This is a genomic window from Myroides sp. DF42-4-2 (assembly GCF_030326445.1).
GTDB lineage: Bacteria > Bacteroidota > Bacteroidia > Flavobacteriales > Flavobacteriaceae > Flavobacterium.
This window is the reverse complement of sequence record NZ_JACAKI010000017.1, coordinates 22,214-36,473: the sequence shown is the minus strand read 5'-3', so window position 1 is coordinate 36,473 and position 14,260 is coordinate 22,214. Positions and strand designations below refer to the sequence as shown.

The window sequence follows — 14,260 nt, the reverse complement described above, 5'->3', positions numbered from 1 at the left end:
AGCATCTCGTCACAATACGACGTTTATTTAATAAAAATATAACACTAAGGAAACATTAAAAATTTAATTTTTTAACATGGCATTGTAAATCAATCAGTTATTATACCGTTAGTAATAGTTAACATTTAGTTAATTCCTGATAAAAACACAACAAACATCTTTTAAAAAACTTAACAAGCTAAAAATGAGGGGAAACTAAATGCAGTGCTACGTCAAATATTAGGCTAGGTTTGTCTAAACAACCTTAATATTAAATATATTTGTTCTACAGTAGTACAAAATTTAAAACATGAAAATATTAATTCTCAATGGGCCTAACCTAAATTTACTAGGTAAACGCGAGCCATCGATTTATGGTGACACTAGTTTTGAAGAATATTTTGAGCAATTAAAAGCTATGTTTCCTGCCTTGGAGTTGGACTATTTTCAATCCAATAGCGAAGGAATACTTCTTGATAAAATACATGAAGTAGGTTTCAGCTATAGTGGGATTGTCATCAATGCAGGGGCATATACCCATACGTCGATTGCATTAAGAGATGCGATTGCGGCAATTAGCACACCTGTAATTGAAGTGCATATTTCCAATACACACGGACGAGAAGATTTTCGCAAAGAGTCTAAATTAGCTGCTGTTTGTCGCGGGGTTATTTTAGGATTTGGTCTAAAAAGTTACGAACTAGCGCTTAGGGCTTTTCACGATTAATGAATATACTTGTAAAAAAAAATCCTTTATACTTGTTACTCCTCTTAGTATTCCTATTAGGAGTTTTGGGTTATGGACAGACGATTACAGGAAGAATTACTACAGAAAACCATAAACCGATAGGTCAGGTGTTGGTTTTTATACCTGGTACCAATCACCATACGCAAACAGATGAAGCTGGTTTTTTTACAATTAATTGGGATTCGAAAGCGCCTATTTACATTCAAAAAGAAGGCTATGAGAACCAAAAAATTAAGTACAAGAATCAAACAGATGGTTGGGCTATACATTTACTTCCCCTAGATAAGCGCAACATTCTATATACCGAACAACAAGATGAATATGCGTCTTATTTACTTTCCTTGGTTTACGCGCATTTTTCACAGCGCACCAACAACTACCAAGCGTCGTATTATGCCAAAGGAGATCTTCAATTAAACACCCAACGCTCTTCTTATTTAGGTCAAAAAAGAAAGGATTTAGATCCTGCCTTAGACATTGATAGCGAACAAATAGGTAATTTTATTTACCTCAGTGAAATTGCATCTGATTTGGATTATCGCGATAAACTTCTTAGTAAGGAAACAGTTCACGCATTACAAGAGAGAGGAAATTCCAAAGATCTTTTATTTTTAACGGGGACAGACAATGATTTTAATATTTTTAGTTCTGAGGTATCGAAACGGATCAATGTAATTTCTCCCCTCCTTCCCTATGCTAATACCTACTATTTTTTTGATATTATCTCGGAGGAACAGGTGGGTGAGGAAACGTTATACCGCATTTACTTCTCGCCAAAACGCGATCGGGAGCCAATTATGGAGGGTTATATTGAATTTACTAGTAAGAACTGGCAAGTACTCTCTTTTTACGCCAAAATGAAGGGAAATAATGTAAATGTAAAGAACATCAACAACCTGCAGATCAAGCAAACCTATACGTATTCTCCTTCGATTGACGCCCATGTAAAAGCGTCCCAAACGTTGGTTTTTGACGGAAAATTCATTGTTTTTGACTTCATTGGTAAATTTGAAAGTAGTTTTTCACATTATACAGAAAAACCTGCCCAATTAATGGAAAACAAAACCAATGAATATTTGACCTTTACCAAAGATTACAATCTTGATGAAGACCAAAAACTAGCGTCTATTCGCCCCTTTAGTTTAATGGAAAGCGAAAAGAAATACTTCGATCAAAAATCGATTTTCTTGACCGATGACACCAAAAGCATATTAGATTCGATTGACAAGAGGACGAATAACTTTACGGTATTCAAGTTAATTAAGGGGTATAAATACGTCAACTCCTATAAAAACACAACCTACAGCTATCACGGTTTGCTTTCTACTTTTGCTTTTAATGCAGTACAAGGATTTAATATCACCTCGGGGCTAGACTATACTAAATTGCGTCCTGATAATGCGGCAACCTCCTATGGGGTGAATGTCAGCTATGGGTTTAGTGAAAACAAGTTTCGCTTTTCGGGCTATGCTTCTCATGTGTTTAATCAACAGAATTACAGCACACTTCGCTTAGAGGCGGGTGAGGCTATTGAGCAATTCAATCAGGATGATCCAATTAAAAAACCTATTAATTCTTTTGCTTCTGCTTGGTTTGGAAAAAACTATGCGAAATACTTTCAAAAAAAGTTCCTCTCTTTAAAGTACAGCCAATACGCTTTCACCAACTTTAAGTTTGAGGCACAATTGGAATACGCCTATCGAAAGAATTTATACAACAATATTCAGAATCCTCCTTTTGTACCTACATTAGACTTCACTTCCAACAATCCCTTAGATCCAACGGATTTTGAATCGCCTTCTTTTAAGCAAAACGAAGTGGTTAAGCTTCAAATGAATGTGCAGGTGGTCTTTGATCAAAAAACGATTAGCTATCCTACTAAAAAGCAATATATTCAACAATCTAAATACCCTATTTTAGAGGTGCACTTGGAGAAAGCACTCAATACAACCGACCGAAACTATAGTTATACTTTTGGATCTATTGGAACGAAATACCAAAATAATATTGGAACGTTTGGGGAGTTGTATACTGGAATATCCATCGGTCAATTCTTTGAGCAAAACAAGATTCCTTTTACAGATTTTAAACACTTTAACGGAAATCAAACTTTTATTGGTTCCTCTCCTATTTACAATAAACAGTTCAACCTACTTCCTTACTACGAGTATAGTACGAATAAATCCTATGTTGAATTTCACATGGAACACGATTTTCGCGGTTTCTTAATCAACAAAATCCCTTTGTTAAACAAGACCAGGTATTCGATTATTGTTGGTTTTCACTTGCTGCATACCCCTGATAAACCTACCTATAAAGAATTTGGTATTGGTTTAAATAACTTTGGTTTTGGTAAGTTTAGACCTTTTAGAATTGATTATTTCACTTCTTTTTCGGATCGTAAAACTACACATGGGGTTGTTTTGGGGGTAAAAATATTGGATTTAATTCAGAAATAATAGAAAGGTTGACAGTTGACTTAGTCAACTGTCGACTATTAACTAAATTTCTTTAATGCTAATTTCACTTGCGTACCCGCTTGTACTTCAACTGGGTGGTTGAAATACAATGCTCTGTTGTTTTTAAATTGAGCATGCACAAGGTATCCATCGCCACAGAAGTAGGATTGTTGAATTTCTACGTCTAGGACTCCTTTTTGTTTAGAGATCATCAATTGATGTGGATAGATGAGTAAAACTTCATCTTCACGGGTGTCAGGTGTAAAGTCGGAGATATAAAGTTCATTGACTTCACCGAAAAGTGTAGCTACGTATTTATCGGATGGAAATTCGTATAAATCTTTTGTATCGCCAAAATCGACAACACGACCTTCTTTGAGTACGATAGTTTCATCGGCAAAACTCAATACATCCATGCTATCATGAGTAGCGACGATACAGGTTATATTGTGTTCTTTTAAATAAGCAAAGATTTTGCGTCTCAAAACGCTTCGACGAGCATAGTCGATATGGCTAAAGGGCTCATCTAACAGCAACACTTCAGGAGCGAGTGCGAGTACTCTGGCGATAGCAACGCGTTGTTGTTGACCGCCACTTAATAATTTAACCTTGACATCTGCGAATGCAGTCATTTCGATTAGTTCAAGTAATTCTGCTATTTTCGCTTGCTTTTTTTCTAGGTTAAAATTCGATAGGTATTTTCCAATATTTTCTGCGACTGTGGTATGCGGCATCAGGTCAAAATCTTGAGCGAGATAGCGCATATTGTCCATTCCAGGAACCAAGTTATAGGCAGGACCGAGTACTTGATTGTTATTCCAAAAAATTTCACCTTGATCGAGGTCGTGTAATCCGTAGATTAATTTAAGCAGGGTACTTTTACCACAGCCACTTTCTCCTAATAAGGCGACGTGTTTTCCTTTTTCAATAACTAAATCAATGGCGTCTATAACGGTATAATTGGCGGTATAACTAAACGATATATTTTTTAATAAAAGCATGACGAGGTTTTAAAGTACAAAGATAAAAATATCTTATCATGCGCTCTATTAAATTCAAATAAAGACACAAAAAATAACCTATAAAAAAGGGATAAGACACAAGTATCTTATCCCTAATCTGTTATGTAGTGAAGGTCAAAGAAGAACAAGGAGAATAAGTTCTAATTTCCTTCGCTTACTGTCACTTTGTTTACTCTTTTGAGGCTAAGTATCGCTCAGCGTCTAAAGCGGCAATACAACCCGATCCAGCAGCAGTGATTGCTTGTCTGTAATCTTTATCTTGCACATCTCCACAAGCAAAAACTCCTTCAACATTTGTTTTACTTGTTTTGCCTGTTGTGATCAAGTATCCCGTTTCATCCATGGTCAATTGTCCTTTGAAGATATCGGTATTGGGTTTATGTCCAATAGCAACGAAAAATCCAGTGGCAGGAATATCTGTTTCCACTCCTGTTTCGTTGTTTTTCACTCTAACACCCGAAACGACATTTCCATCGCCTAATACTTCAACTGTACTAGTATTCATTAGGATGTCAATATTTTCTGTATTGCGCACGCGATCTTCCATAATTCGAGACGATCTAAATTTATCGCTACGCACTAACATGGTTACTTTTTTACAAAGTTTAGATAGGTAGTGTGCTTCTTCACAAGCGGAATCTCCAGCACCTACAATTACTACTTCTTGATTTCTGTAAAAGAATCCATCACAAACAGCACAAGCTGAAACCCCACCACCGAGGTTTAAATAGTGTTGTTCTGAAGGTAAGCCGAGGTATTTAGCAGTTGCACCTGTAGATATAATCACTGTATCTGCGTGTACTTCGGTTGTTTCGTTTACCCAAACTTTTTTTATATCTCCGCTAAGGTCAACTTTAGTAACCCATCCGTCTCTTACATCTGTTCCAAAACGCTTGGCTTGAGCTTCAAGTTGCAACATCATTTCAGGTCCTGTCACACCGTCAGGATATCCAGGGAAGTTTTCTACATCATTTGTTGTTGTTAACTGTCCGCCGGGTTGTAATCCTTGGTATAAAATAGGTGCCATATTTGCTCTAGCTGCATAAATTGCCGCTGTATACCCTGCAGGTCCTGATCCAATAATTAAACACTTTGTTCTTTCTATCGTTGACATAATACTCTTTTTAATAATTATGAAAACAAAAATACCCATTTTCCGCGCTTTTCAAAGTAATTTTATAAAGAAATAACTTATTTCAACATAGGGAAATTCTATTTTATCCGTCGTATTTAGTCCTTGGATTGGGTTGTTTTGTCAGGAGGTAAAGGGCGGGTAGTCGCTTAGGAACTTATACGTCTATCAGCTCCTTCTCTTTCGAGGAAGGAATCTTGTGTTCGTTTAAAGCTCTCATAGCTTCGAAATCCACTGGCAAGAATCATGTCTTCTTGCGTTTTTTTTGTTGCACCTAAAGAGGCTTGTAAACGGAGGTATTCCTGGTATCTACAGTGATTAATATACTGAGAAAAGTTCATTTTATAGGTTGTATTGATAAACTGGGAGAGATAACTTCGATTGGTCATCAGATCATACAGTAAATCTGTAATTTTTAATTGGGGGTTTAAAAACGGTTTTTTTTCGGCGATATATTGTTCAAAAGTATCTTTATTAATGAACAATTCTTTTTCTTTTGTCTTTTTCAATTTATTTGCGGTTATGGTTTCTTCAAGTATATCTTCTGTTCCTAAGGCGAAGTTTTCACAAAAAACATTATAGCAAAGACTGATTGCAAAAAACATAAACAACCCATTAGGCAAGAGTTGGCCAAAAAATAGATGCTGCTTCACAACGGGAACCACGTAGAACACGATAGATCCGGGGAGCAACAAAAAGCCAAGCACAAAAATGGGGTATAACCACAACAGGGAGTCTTGTTCTTCGTTGGAAGAGTAATTGCTAATATTTTTGCGGTATCGAATCAATCGATATAGCGATAAAGTAAGGTAAATGACGTTGTACATGCTTGCTAAAAGGATTGCTTCCTTGGCGACCCAAAAAGAGGGAAATCCCTGCACAGGAAAGTGGATTCCGGCGTGTGGATTACCTTGCTTTGTTTGGAAAAAATAAAGAGAAAGTCCAATAGTAATACAGGTTACATAGTTGAAATAATAAAATTTATCTGCTTTCTTTAATCGGGTTAGCTCAAAGATGAAATGATAAAAAAGGATAGGCATCAACAGAGCGCTTTGAAAATTCAATTCCTTGATATACGATAAACGCACTAGGCTAAAAGCTTCAAAGAAGGTTGTGCTATAAAAAAAGATACTGATGGCGAAAAATGAGATTAGAATAACAATCGCTTTTTTCACTGCCAAGTCACAGGTATTTTTAGCCAGCTTTAATCCCAATAATACAAGGCATAAAAACGTCGAAAATACCGAGGCTGAAAATGAGAGCCCTATAAAAAAATAGTCATAATTCATACCTTGTTCTTCCTTTAAAACCGTTGTCTTTTTTCTGCATTTTTTACAGCTCTCACATAATGTCTATAATCTGAAAATCCTGCCTGAACGACTAGGTGTTCCAGGTTGCTTTCTTTGTCTGTTTTTTGTAGGTATTCCACTTCTTTGATTCTCCATGAATTAATAAACTGGCTTACATTACAATGATAGGTCACGTTAATAAATTTTGAAACATAAGTTCGATTCACGCCAAAGTGATTGACGATTGTTTCTAACCGAAAATTTTTGTCTGTATAGGGTTTACTTTGTGTAAAATACGCTACAATATCGCGTTGCGTCAATAAATTATTTGCGTTATCATTGGCGTGCACAAAGCTAGATTCCAAAACGTCATTACTTTGTGTACCTGTTTGATCTACACTAATAATCTGTCCTGAAGACAATAGAATATTGGTTTTGTAGCTTTGGGGAATTTTTATTCGTTTTTTTTCTTGTAAAAGATTAAATGTCAAAACAATATGTTGAAAAGACATGGTTAAAACGGTTAAAGTATACACCCAAACGCTTTTGTTATTCGATAAAATTAGCACAGAGAAAACGGTTTTCCCCAAGAGTAACAGGTGGATCCAACTGAGTTTTTTCTTTCCACTATGTTCTATTCCCCTTTGGTATTTGTACACGCGAATCCAGAAGAGAAAAGTGTAGTAAGTTATGCATATCCCCATACAGGTACTTAAACTTTTGGACAGGAGGAATTGATGATCTAAGGTGTGAAACCCCTCTGTTCTGGATAAGACATACAAAAAAACATAGGACATAATGCCCAAAAAAATGGCTTGTATGTAATGATAGTAGTTGAATTTCTTTTTCATGGGCGTAAAGAAACTCACGAAATGGTAAAATAAAACTTGAGAAAGGCAAACAAGTAGTAGCATAATAGGCAATAAACTGATCCGAATAGCCTGTGTTTTTTGCGTAAGGTTATCAATAAACCACAACACAATCAACACGCCATAATAACCTCCTAAGGTTCGTAAAATAGGTGTTTCTGCTACGGACAGATTTTTGTAAAATACAACGAGTAGCATGCTCCCACACGTCATAGAAGAAATCATGGGAATGGAAATCAAAATGTACTTTAGTAGCTCCATTACTTTCAAATTTATGTCTCTTGCTTTCTTGTTTGCCTTCCTTTTGCTCTTTTAGTTTCTTGTCTCTATCATTTGATTGCTCCTCCTTCTCTCTTTTTTATTCTTTTTTATATCCTCTTTCACACTTCAACTTCATTAACACATCAAAGAATCTTTCCATTGAAATATTTCAATGACATCCTTTGCGAGAATATCGATAGGCTCTTCTTCTTCTTTTTTAACTTTAAACGTGCTTTTGTCCTTACTTACTTCGATCAGTTTAAAATATTGAAATCCTTTATTTTGTACGAAGAAGACATAGTTTTCATGTTCGACAACTAGGGAATGGTCAATTTTTTTGCAAAAGGCATACATTAATTGGGGTTGCTCTTTTTCTTTTACGAGTGCATACAATTGAATAATTATGTCAAAGTTTGAGCTTTTTGGCAAGTAGATTTGTTTGAGTTTTTGATGCTTAGTCTTGATGCTCAAATAGTATTCCAAGTAATCATCTATGTAGATAATTGGAATATTGGTATAAAATTTTTCAATTGCTTTATTAGGGTAGTTAGAATAAAATAATTCATTCAGATCAATTTGATGTTGTTTACAGACGTCAATAATCTTTGCATAACAAAGTGTATTTCTCTTTTTCCAAGAGGAAATAGTATTGGGTTTAAGCTCAAAAATCTGCGCCAATTGTTTGCTTGATTTTACGCCTAATAACACTTTTAACTTAGTTAACACTTCTATTGCAGAACTGGTGTTTTGATTTTCTTGTAGCACTTTATTTTTCATTATTTAATTGTACATTTATTTATAATAACTTCCATTTTTTAAACTATTTTACCTAGATATTTTATTGGAGCATAAACTATTACACTTTTTTTATTTTTAAAAAATGGATAACAGTTAGTTAGTTTGGGTTATGTTTTAGGGAAGTCACTTTTATTTTACTGTAACAAAGGTTTATTCCGCTTCATTAGTCAAGTCAAAGAAGTTTGGATCAGCTGGTTTTATCTCGATCGACAATCCCTTGAAATAACTGTTGGATTTTTCTATTTATCTCTGAAGACAAAGAAATTACCCCCGTGTAAAATAAGATTGTAAAAGTGTAAAAATGTGAGAGTAAAACCGTATATATGTTTTTACTTATCGTAAATTTTTTAATAAAAAATCAATAAACATTTAAATTTCATTGAATTAAGAAAAAACATTTTGATAAAAAAGCAACAACGAAAGCTTCAAAATTCTTTCTCTTTCACCTAGGCTCTATGCCAAAAAATTGAATGAATTGCCAATTTTGAAGCAGAATTGGTGTTTTGTAACCTTTAAAAATTAGAAACGCGGTAGGTATGCTGTAAAAAAGATACGCATTTGTGCTGTTTTCGATTTTTTTAATAGAAGAAAACAAACCAAGGATAGCTGTAAAAAGAGGCGGTTTTTGGGGGATTAGCCAGATTAAAAAAGGTATTATAACCACATTTTACCTATTTTAAATATCTTTTTTACATGGTAAAAAGAGTCGTCTTCCCGTCTATTTTGGTTTGATTCACCATTATATAAGAGCGAAGACCACACAACATCCATTTTTTTTTAATATCCCTGAGAATAAAACAAAAAAAGAAGAGTAAACCTCTTCTTTTTTAAAAAATTACAGTGCTATATTTGGTACTCCTTTTTTGGTCATCACTAGATTGTGTTCAAAATATGCTTTATTCATCTCTTCTTGAGTATGCTGAGTTTGTTTAATTAGCACGACAAATAATTGACAATATGATAGACTTCTACAATTTCTTTGGCATTGACCCAACTCAATTCTTCTGTTTCTTTGTAAAGACTAATTCTATTGTTCTTTTTATCTACTTCCACCACATTATATTTTTGGAATCCTTTGTTCTTCAATAGGAATACATAGTTTTCGCCCATGGTTATGTCGGCAAATTGCACTTTTTTACAAAAGGCATAGACTAATTTTGCATTGACTTGGTCTTTCAGGGTTGTATACAGCTGTATAACAATTTCAAAGCCTACTTGTTTAGGCACGTAAATTTGTTTTAATTTTTTGGGTTTTGCATGCATGCTCAAATAATACTCCAAATAATCTTCAATATAAATAATGGGGATATTTCGATAACTTTTATCAATAGATAGATTTTGATAATCGCTAAAAAATAATTCATTCAAATCAATATTAAAGTGATGACAAACTTCAATAACCTTGGCGTAGGACATTGTATTTCTCTTTTTCCAAGACGAAATTGTATTGGGTTTCAAATCAAAAATTTCAGCTAATTCTTTCGCTGTTCTTACCCCTAACAACACTTTTAATCTGGTTAAAACTTCAGAAGACGAAGTTTGAATCACATTTTCTTGTAAAGCTATTTTTCTCATAGTATTCTTTTTTTTAAAGCAATCCACTAAAAATGATAGAACTCAATTCAAGTAAATTGGATAGCTGCCTTATTATAATTAGTATTAGTGACGAGCATGTGTAGTTTTGTTTGTCGTTTGGATCAATTTACATTTCTCATTTTTTTATTTGTTTATATTATTTATTAGGAGTTTTTGTTTTTAAATTCGTATTTGCTGTGGTATTTCTGTGGATTAAAAAAGAAGTATGCCCACAAAAGAATGGGCAATACTTCTAGGAAACAACAGATTTACTGTGCACAACCTCTTCTATATGATCAAGCATTTTATTGCTCAAGAACAATGCATTTCTTTTATTTTAGAAAGAGTTTTATCAAGGCGTATTTTTTTCGCTCCTACCTGCTTAAACAGATGGTAAACAACAATCAATGTTCATCACAGGAGAGTGAATATTTTGCTATTCGGGATCAGAATCTATCAAAAACAAGACAGTAACACGAGGGTTTTAAAAATTCTTTTACTCTATACAAATCAATTGGACTACATAAAAAGGTAGATCAACTTTTTTTCATTCTTAATTCGCGTTACTGTTTGTTTTTAAATTTTTGACCCTAAAGCGTCTTTCTATACTAGTTAATCTTGGCATTTTTTTAGGTATTCAAAAGGAGTGCATCCTAAAACATGTTTAAAACTTTTAAAAAAAGATGTTTTTGAGTTAAATGCACTTTCTAAGAATAGGTCATTGACGCTTAATTTATCTTTATTATTGGAGTCGTTAATGTATTGCACCACATGATCAATTCTCAGCTTATTAATGTATTCTCGAAAGTTCATTCGGTGAACAACATTAAAATATTGTGCTAAATAATAGCGCGATATTTTAGTTTGAGCGGCTAGATTAGTCATTTTGAAATTGGCATCTAAAAAAGCTTTGTTTTCGATAATAATGTCCTTGACTTTAATATTGCACCGTTGTAGAACGATTTCGTTCAATTTTGTTTGCTCATACTTTGGTTGGTTCACATCAGCATCATCCATCAGATAGGCATCGTCCTCCCATTTTTCATCCTCTTCATTTTCTTCTCCTTGCTCATGGATGTTTATTATTGTTTTGTTTTCCCTATTTTTTCTCAAAAAAGCGAGCGAAACATAGAGCAGCAATAAAAATAGCAGTCCAGACGATTTTACATCTTGAGAAATCCAGAAAAAGAGTAAGACTAAAACACTACTGATGCTCAAATGCAACCACCTACCTATTTCTTGTTTTCTTGTAGGAGGCCCCTCGGTTTCATGACTTAGTTTTACTATCTTCCTTCCTATGCTTATTCCGTAATACACAAAAGACAGGACTACTACTCCGCCAATACCTTCAAAAATATAGGGCCAATCGGCGTTGATGAAGGCGATGAATATTCCACAAATGAAAATACACATCATGCTATAGAAGTCCCCCAGGTATTTATTGTATTTCACTTCTCGTTCCCTTGCGTCCCAGGTGGATATAATCAAATTGAGATACGGCCCATAAAATAGAAACATCAAGATCCAGATTGGAAAGTGATCCAAATTGTTCACGAGTATATCTTCATAAATGACTAAAACCAGTTGGATAAGAACAAAATAACTAAACCAAGTCAGTGTTCTATACCCTATTCGTTTGCTATGGGATACTTGCTTAAAACAAGCGGTCAGTACTTCATAAAAAACGATTGGTACTAATAGAATAAGAAATAAATTTTGTAAGGGCATAATAATCAGGATTAAGGACAACTCAACTTTGCTTCTTAACTTAACTATTTAAGTTTATAAACATCATTACCTTATACTACATTATCTCGTAAAAATTCTCAAACAGTTTTATGCTACATCGTCAAAAAAATCAACTGATAATTTCATATAAAATATACACATCTCAATAAGAAAAAGGGAGAAAGATTTGAAAGACTACTTCAAAGCAAACGAGTACTAGTGGCTGATTTATTTCTCACAAAATAGTCAACCAAAAGTTGTGCCATCTCGAGTAGAAAGCGGTAAATAATTCGCATTTAGCCCTCTATTTTTAGGTGTGTCTTTTTCACTTTCTTTTGGTAAAGAAAGCTCCTAGTCTAGGAGCTCTCTAAACTTCAGCTGTTGGTTTTACATCCTACAGCAGGATGATTTAAAAAAAATTGCTTATTCTTCTATCTTTATTTTGCTAAGACAATAAATTCGCTTCGTCTATTTTCTTGGTGTTCGGTATCGCTACAGCGAACGCCATTGCTGCAACGGTTTAGTAATTGGGTTTCTCCATAACCACGTCCTAGTAGACGATCCGGATCAATTCCTTGCATAATCATCCATTGAATGGTTGACTTGGCGCGGCGATCGGATAAGCTTAAGTTGTAGGCGTCTTTTCCTTTACTATCGGTATGAGAGCGAACATCTACCTTTAAACTTGGGTATTTCTTCATCAATTCCACCACTTTCATCAACTCAATAGAAGCATCATAGCGGATGTCTGCCTTATCAAAATCAAAGTATATTGGTTTTAGGTTTAACTTTTTGAACAAATCGTCATTAACTTCAATAGGGATTTCAGGGAGTTCAAGCCCGATATCGACAGTCTTTATGCCTGGGACATCATTACTATTAAACACAACTTCTGCCGTATTATAGGATATAGCTTCTGCTCGAAGGCGCGATTTAATTCCACAATCCAGCAAGGACGTTATGTAATACCCTTTGTTATTGGTGCGCAACGTATCAGTTTTCTGATATACCGCATCGGAAATCACAACAGTAGCGTTGGGAATTGGCAATTTAGTTTGCTTGTCGTAGACGGTTCCTTGTATAGTTTGTTTACACGGTTTCTCTACCCAAAAGTAGATATCATCACCTCCTTTGCCTTCTGGTCGATTAGAGCTGACAAACCCTTTGTTTTCTTTGGGATCTATATAGAAGCTAAAATCGTCTAGTGAACTGTTTATAGGTTCTCCCATATTCACGATGGGTCCCAAACTTCCGTCTGGATAAATACGCGACACAAAAACATCCAATCCACCAAGTCCGGGATGACCATCAGAGGAAAAATACAGCTGGTTATCGGAGGAAATAAACGGAAAACTCTCTCTTCCTTCTGTATTGATTGTTTTTCCAAGGTTTTCCACAGGGCCATAGCTGCCATTTTCATAGCGTGCCATGCGGTATAAATCCGATTGTCCAATGCTTCCCTTGCGGTCTGAGGCGAAGTACAACCACTTTCCATCGGGAGTTAAAGCGGGATGGGCGGTATTAAAATCATCCGAATTGATCGGTAATTCTTCCACCTGTCCCCACTGCCCATCCGCTTGCTTTATTGCTTTGTATATTTTCAGTAAAGAGGTATGTGCTTTATTTTGCTTGCTTTTCCCATTGCTCTTGACATTGTTACGCGTAAAATACATCGTCTTTCCATCAGCAGTGAATACGGCTGTTGCCTCATTAATACTGGTATTCTCCATGGGTAAACGCACAGGTTCTCCAATGCCCTCATTATTGATTTGGGCACTGTACAAACTCGTATAGCTTTCATTGGTCCAGGAGTGAATATCACTTTGTGTTTTAGCGGCGGTTGCTCTTGCAGAGGTAAAAACAAAGCTATTCCCCACAATGGTTCCCCCATAGTCCGAATACTCGCTGTTTAACCCCAATGCGGTGATCTCATAGCGATCTGAATTGCGTGCGATCTGATTGACGTAATCGCGATTCTTGTTGTACAAGGCTGCGCGAGAGTCTCCGCCCTCCAACTTGTAAAACTGATCCATCAAATCTTGTGATTTCCCGTAGTTCTTTTGACTTTTAAGGGTTTGCGCATAACGGTAGTAATATTCAGAAGGTACAAGTGCGATATTTTTGTCCTTGTAGTCCCCTTCAAAAAGTTCGCTATACCACTGATGGGCTTCGGTTAGCTTTCCATTGAAGTAATACGCATCTCCTAGGTTCTGTAAAAGGGAGGTATTGACATAACCTTGATTAGCCAAATTTTCGTAAATTTCAATGGCATTGGCATAGGCCAAGCGATCAAAGTTTTTATCTGCTTGTTTTTCTTTGCGGATCTGAGCATGACTGAGTGTAACACCAACGATCAACAAAAGTGCGACAAGGCTTACTTGATATACTATTTTTTTCATC

General features: G+C 35.2%; 10 protein-coding genes. 2 read left to right on the top strand and 8 right to left on the bottom strand.

The features are described 5' to 3' along the window. Positions 1 to 289 precede the first annotated feature (289 nt). Together aroQ and HX062_RS12375 are read left to right on the top strand one after the other, a co-directional pair. Positions 290 to 706, top strand: a complete 417-nt coding sequence (gene aroQ / locus HX062_RS12380; RefSeq protein ID WP_286467629.1) for a type II 3-dehydroquinate dehydratase — start codon at positions 290 to 292, stop codon at positions 704 to 706. A 32-nt stretch (positions 707 to 738) separates the two neighbouring features. Beyond that, positions 739 to 3,186, top strand: a complete 2,448-nt coding sequence (locus HX062_RS12375) for a DUF5686 family protein (protein ID WP_286467628.1) — start codon at positions 739 to 741, stop codon at positions 3,184 to 3,186. A 38-nt stretch (positions 3,187 to 3,224) separates the two neighbouring features. Here the strand turns inward: HX062_RS12375 and HX062_RS12370 are convergent, their stop codons facing one another. The 8 genes from HX062_RS12370 to HX062_RS12335 all read right to left on the bottom strand — a co-directional run bounded on the left by HX062_RS12370 (position 3,225) and on the right by HX062_RS12335 (position 14,259). Then, positions 3,225 to 4,187 (bottom strand): ABC transporter ATP-binding protein, encoded by a 963-nt coding sequence (locus tag HX062_RS12370; protein WP_182628596.1) that lies wholly within the window; start codon positions 4,185 to 4,187, stop codon positions 3,225 to 3,227. Positions 4,188 to 4,377: 190 nt separating this feature from the next. Then, positions 4,378 to 5,322 (bottom strand): thioredoxin-disulfide reductase, encoded by a 945-nt coding sequence (gene trxB, locus HX062_RS12365; RefSeq protein ID WP_182628595.1) that lies wholly within the window; start codon positions 5,320 to 5,322, stop codon positions 4,378 to 4,380. Positions 5,323 to 5,489: 167 nt separating this feature from the next. Next, positions 5,490 to 6,515 carry a hypothetical protein gene (locus HX062_RS12360; RefSeq protein WP_286467652.1) on the bottom strand — a complete coding sequence of 342 codons (1,026 nt, stop codon included), beginning with the start codon at positions 6,513 to 6,515 and terminating at the stop codon, positions 5,490 to 5,492. 128 nt (positions 6,516 to 6,643) lie between these two features. Continuing rightward, positions 6,644 to 7,759 carry a helix-turn-helix domain-containing protein gene (locus tag HX062_RS12355; protein ID WP_182628593.1) on the bottom strand — a complete coding sequence of 372 codons (1,116 nt, stop codon included), beginning with the start codon at positions 7,757 to 7,759 and terminating at the stop codon, positions 6,644 to 6,646. Positions 7,760 to 7,894: 135 nt separating this feature from the next. Continuing rightward, a complete protein-coding gene (locus tag HX062_RS12350) occupies positions 7,895 to 8,536 on the bottom strand; it encodes a helix-turn-helix domain-containing protein (RefSeq protein ID WP_182628592.1) in 642 nt (213 codons plus the stop codon). Positions 8,537 to 9,490: 954 nt separating this feature from the next. Further along, positions 9,491 to 10,132: a helix-turn-helix domain-containing protein gene (locus HX062_RS12345; RefSeq protein ID WP_182628591.1), complete on the bottom strand. Its 642-nt coding sequence runs from the start codon at positions 10,130 to 10,132 to the stop codon at positions 9,491 to 9,493. Positions 10,133 to 10,744: 612 nt separating this feature from the next. Then, a complete protein-coding gene (locus tag HX062_RS12340) occupies positions 10,745 to 11,860 on the bottom strand; it encodes a helix-turn-helix domain-containing protein (protein ID WP_286467627.1) in 1,116 nt (371 codons plus the stop codon). A gap of 437 nt (positions 11,861 to 12,297) precedes the next feature. After that, a complete protein-coding gene (locus tag HX062_RS12335) occupies positions 12,298 to 14,259 on the bottom strand; it encodes an OmpA family protein (protein ID WP_502888510.1) in 1,962 nt (653 codons plus the stop codon). Between the last annotated feature and the right edge of the window lies 1 nt (position 14,260).

Excerpts from the sequence above, each read along its gene's own strand:
- aroQ (WP_286467629.1), top strand. The coding sequence starts at position 290 with ATGAAAATATTAATTCTCAATGGGCCTAACCTAAATTTACTAGGTAAA.
- HX062_RS12370 (WP_182628596.1), bottom strand. The coding sequence starts at position 4,187 with ATGCTTTTATTAAAAAATATATCGTTTAGTTATACCGCCAATTATACC.
- trxB (WP_182628595.1), bottom strand. The coding sequence starts at position 5,322 with ATGTCAACGATAGAAAGAACAAAGTGTTTAATTATTGGATCAGGACCT.
- HX062_RS12355 (WP_182628593.1), bottom strand. The coding sequence starts at position 7,759 with ATGGAGCTACTAAAGTACATTTTGATTTCCATTCCCATGATTTCTTCT.
- HX062_RS12350 (WP_182628592.1), bottom strand. The coding sequence starts at position 8,536 with ATGAAAAATAAAGTGCTACAAGAAAATCAAAACACCAGTTCTGCAATA.
- HX062_RS12345 (WP_182628591.1), bottom strand. The coding sequence starts at position 10,132 with ATGAGAAAAATAGCTTTACAAGAAAATGTGATTCAAACTTCGTCTTCT.
- HX062_RS12340 (WP_286467627.1), bottom strand. The coding sequence starts at position 11,860 with ATGCCCTTACAAAATTTATTTCTTATTCTATTAGTACCAATCGTTTTT.
- HX062_RS12335 (WP_502888510.1), bottom strand. The coding sequence starts at position 14,259 with ATGAAAAAAATAGTATATCAAGTAAGCCTTGTCGCACTTTTGTTGATC.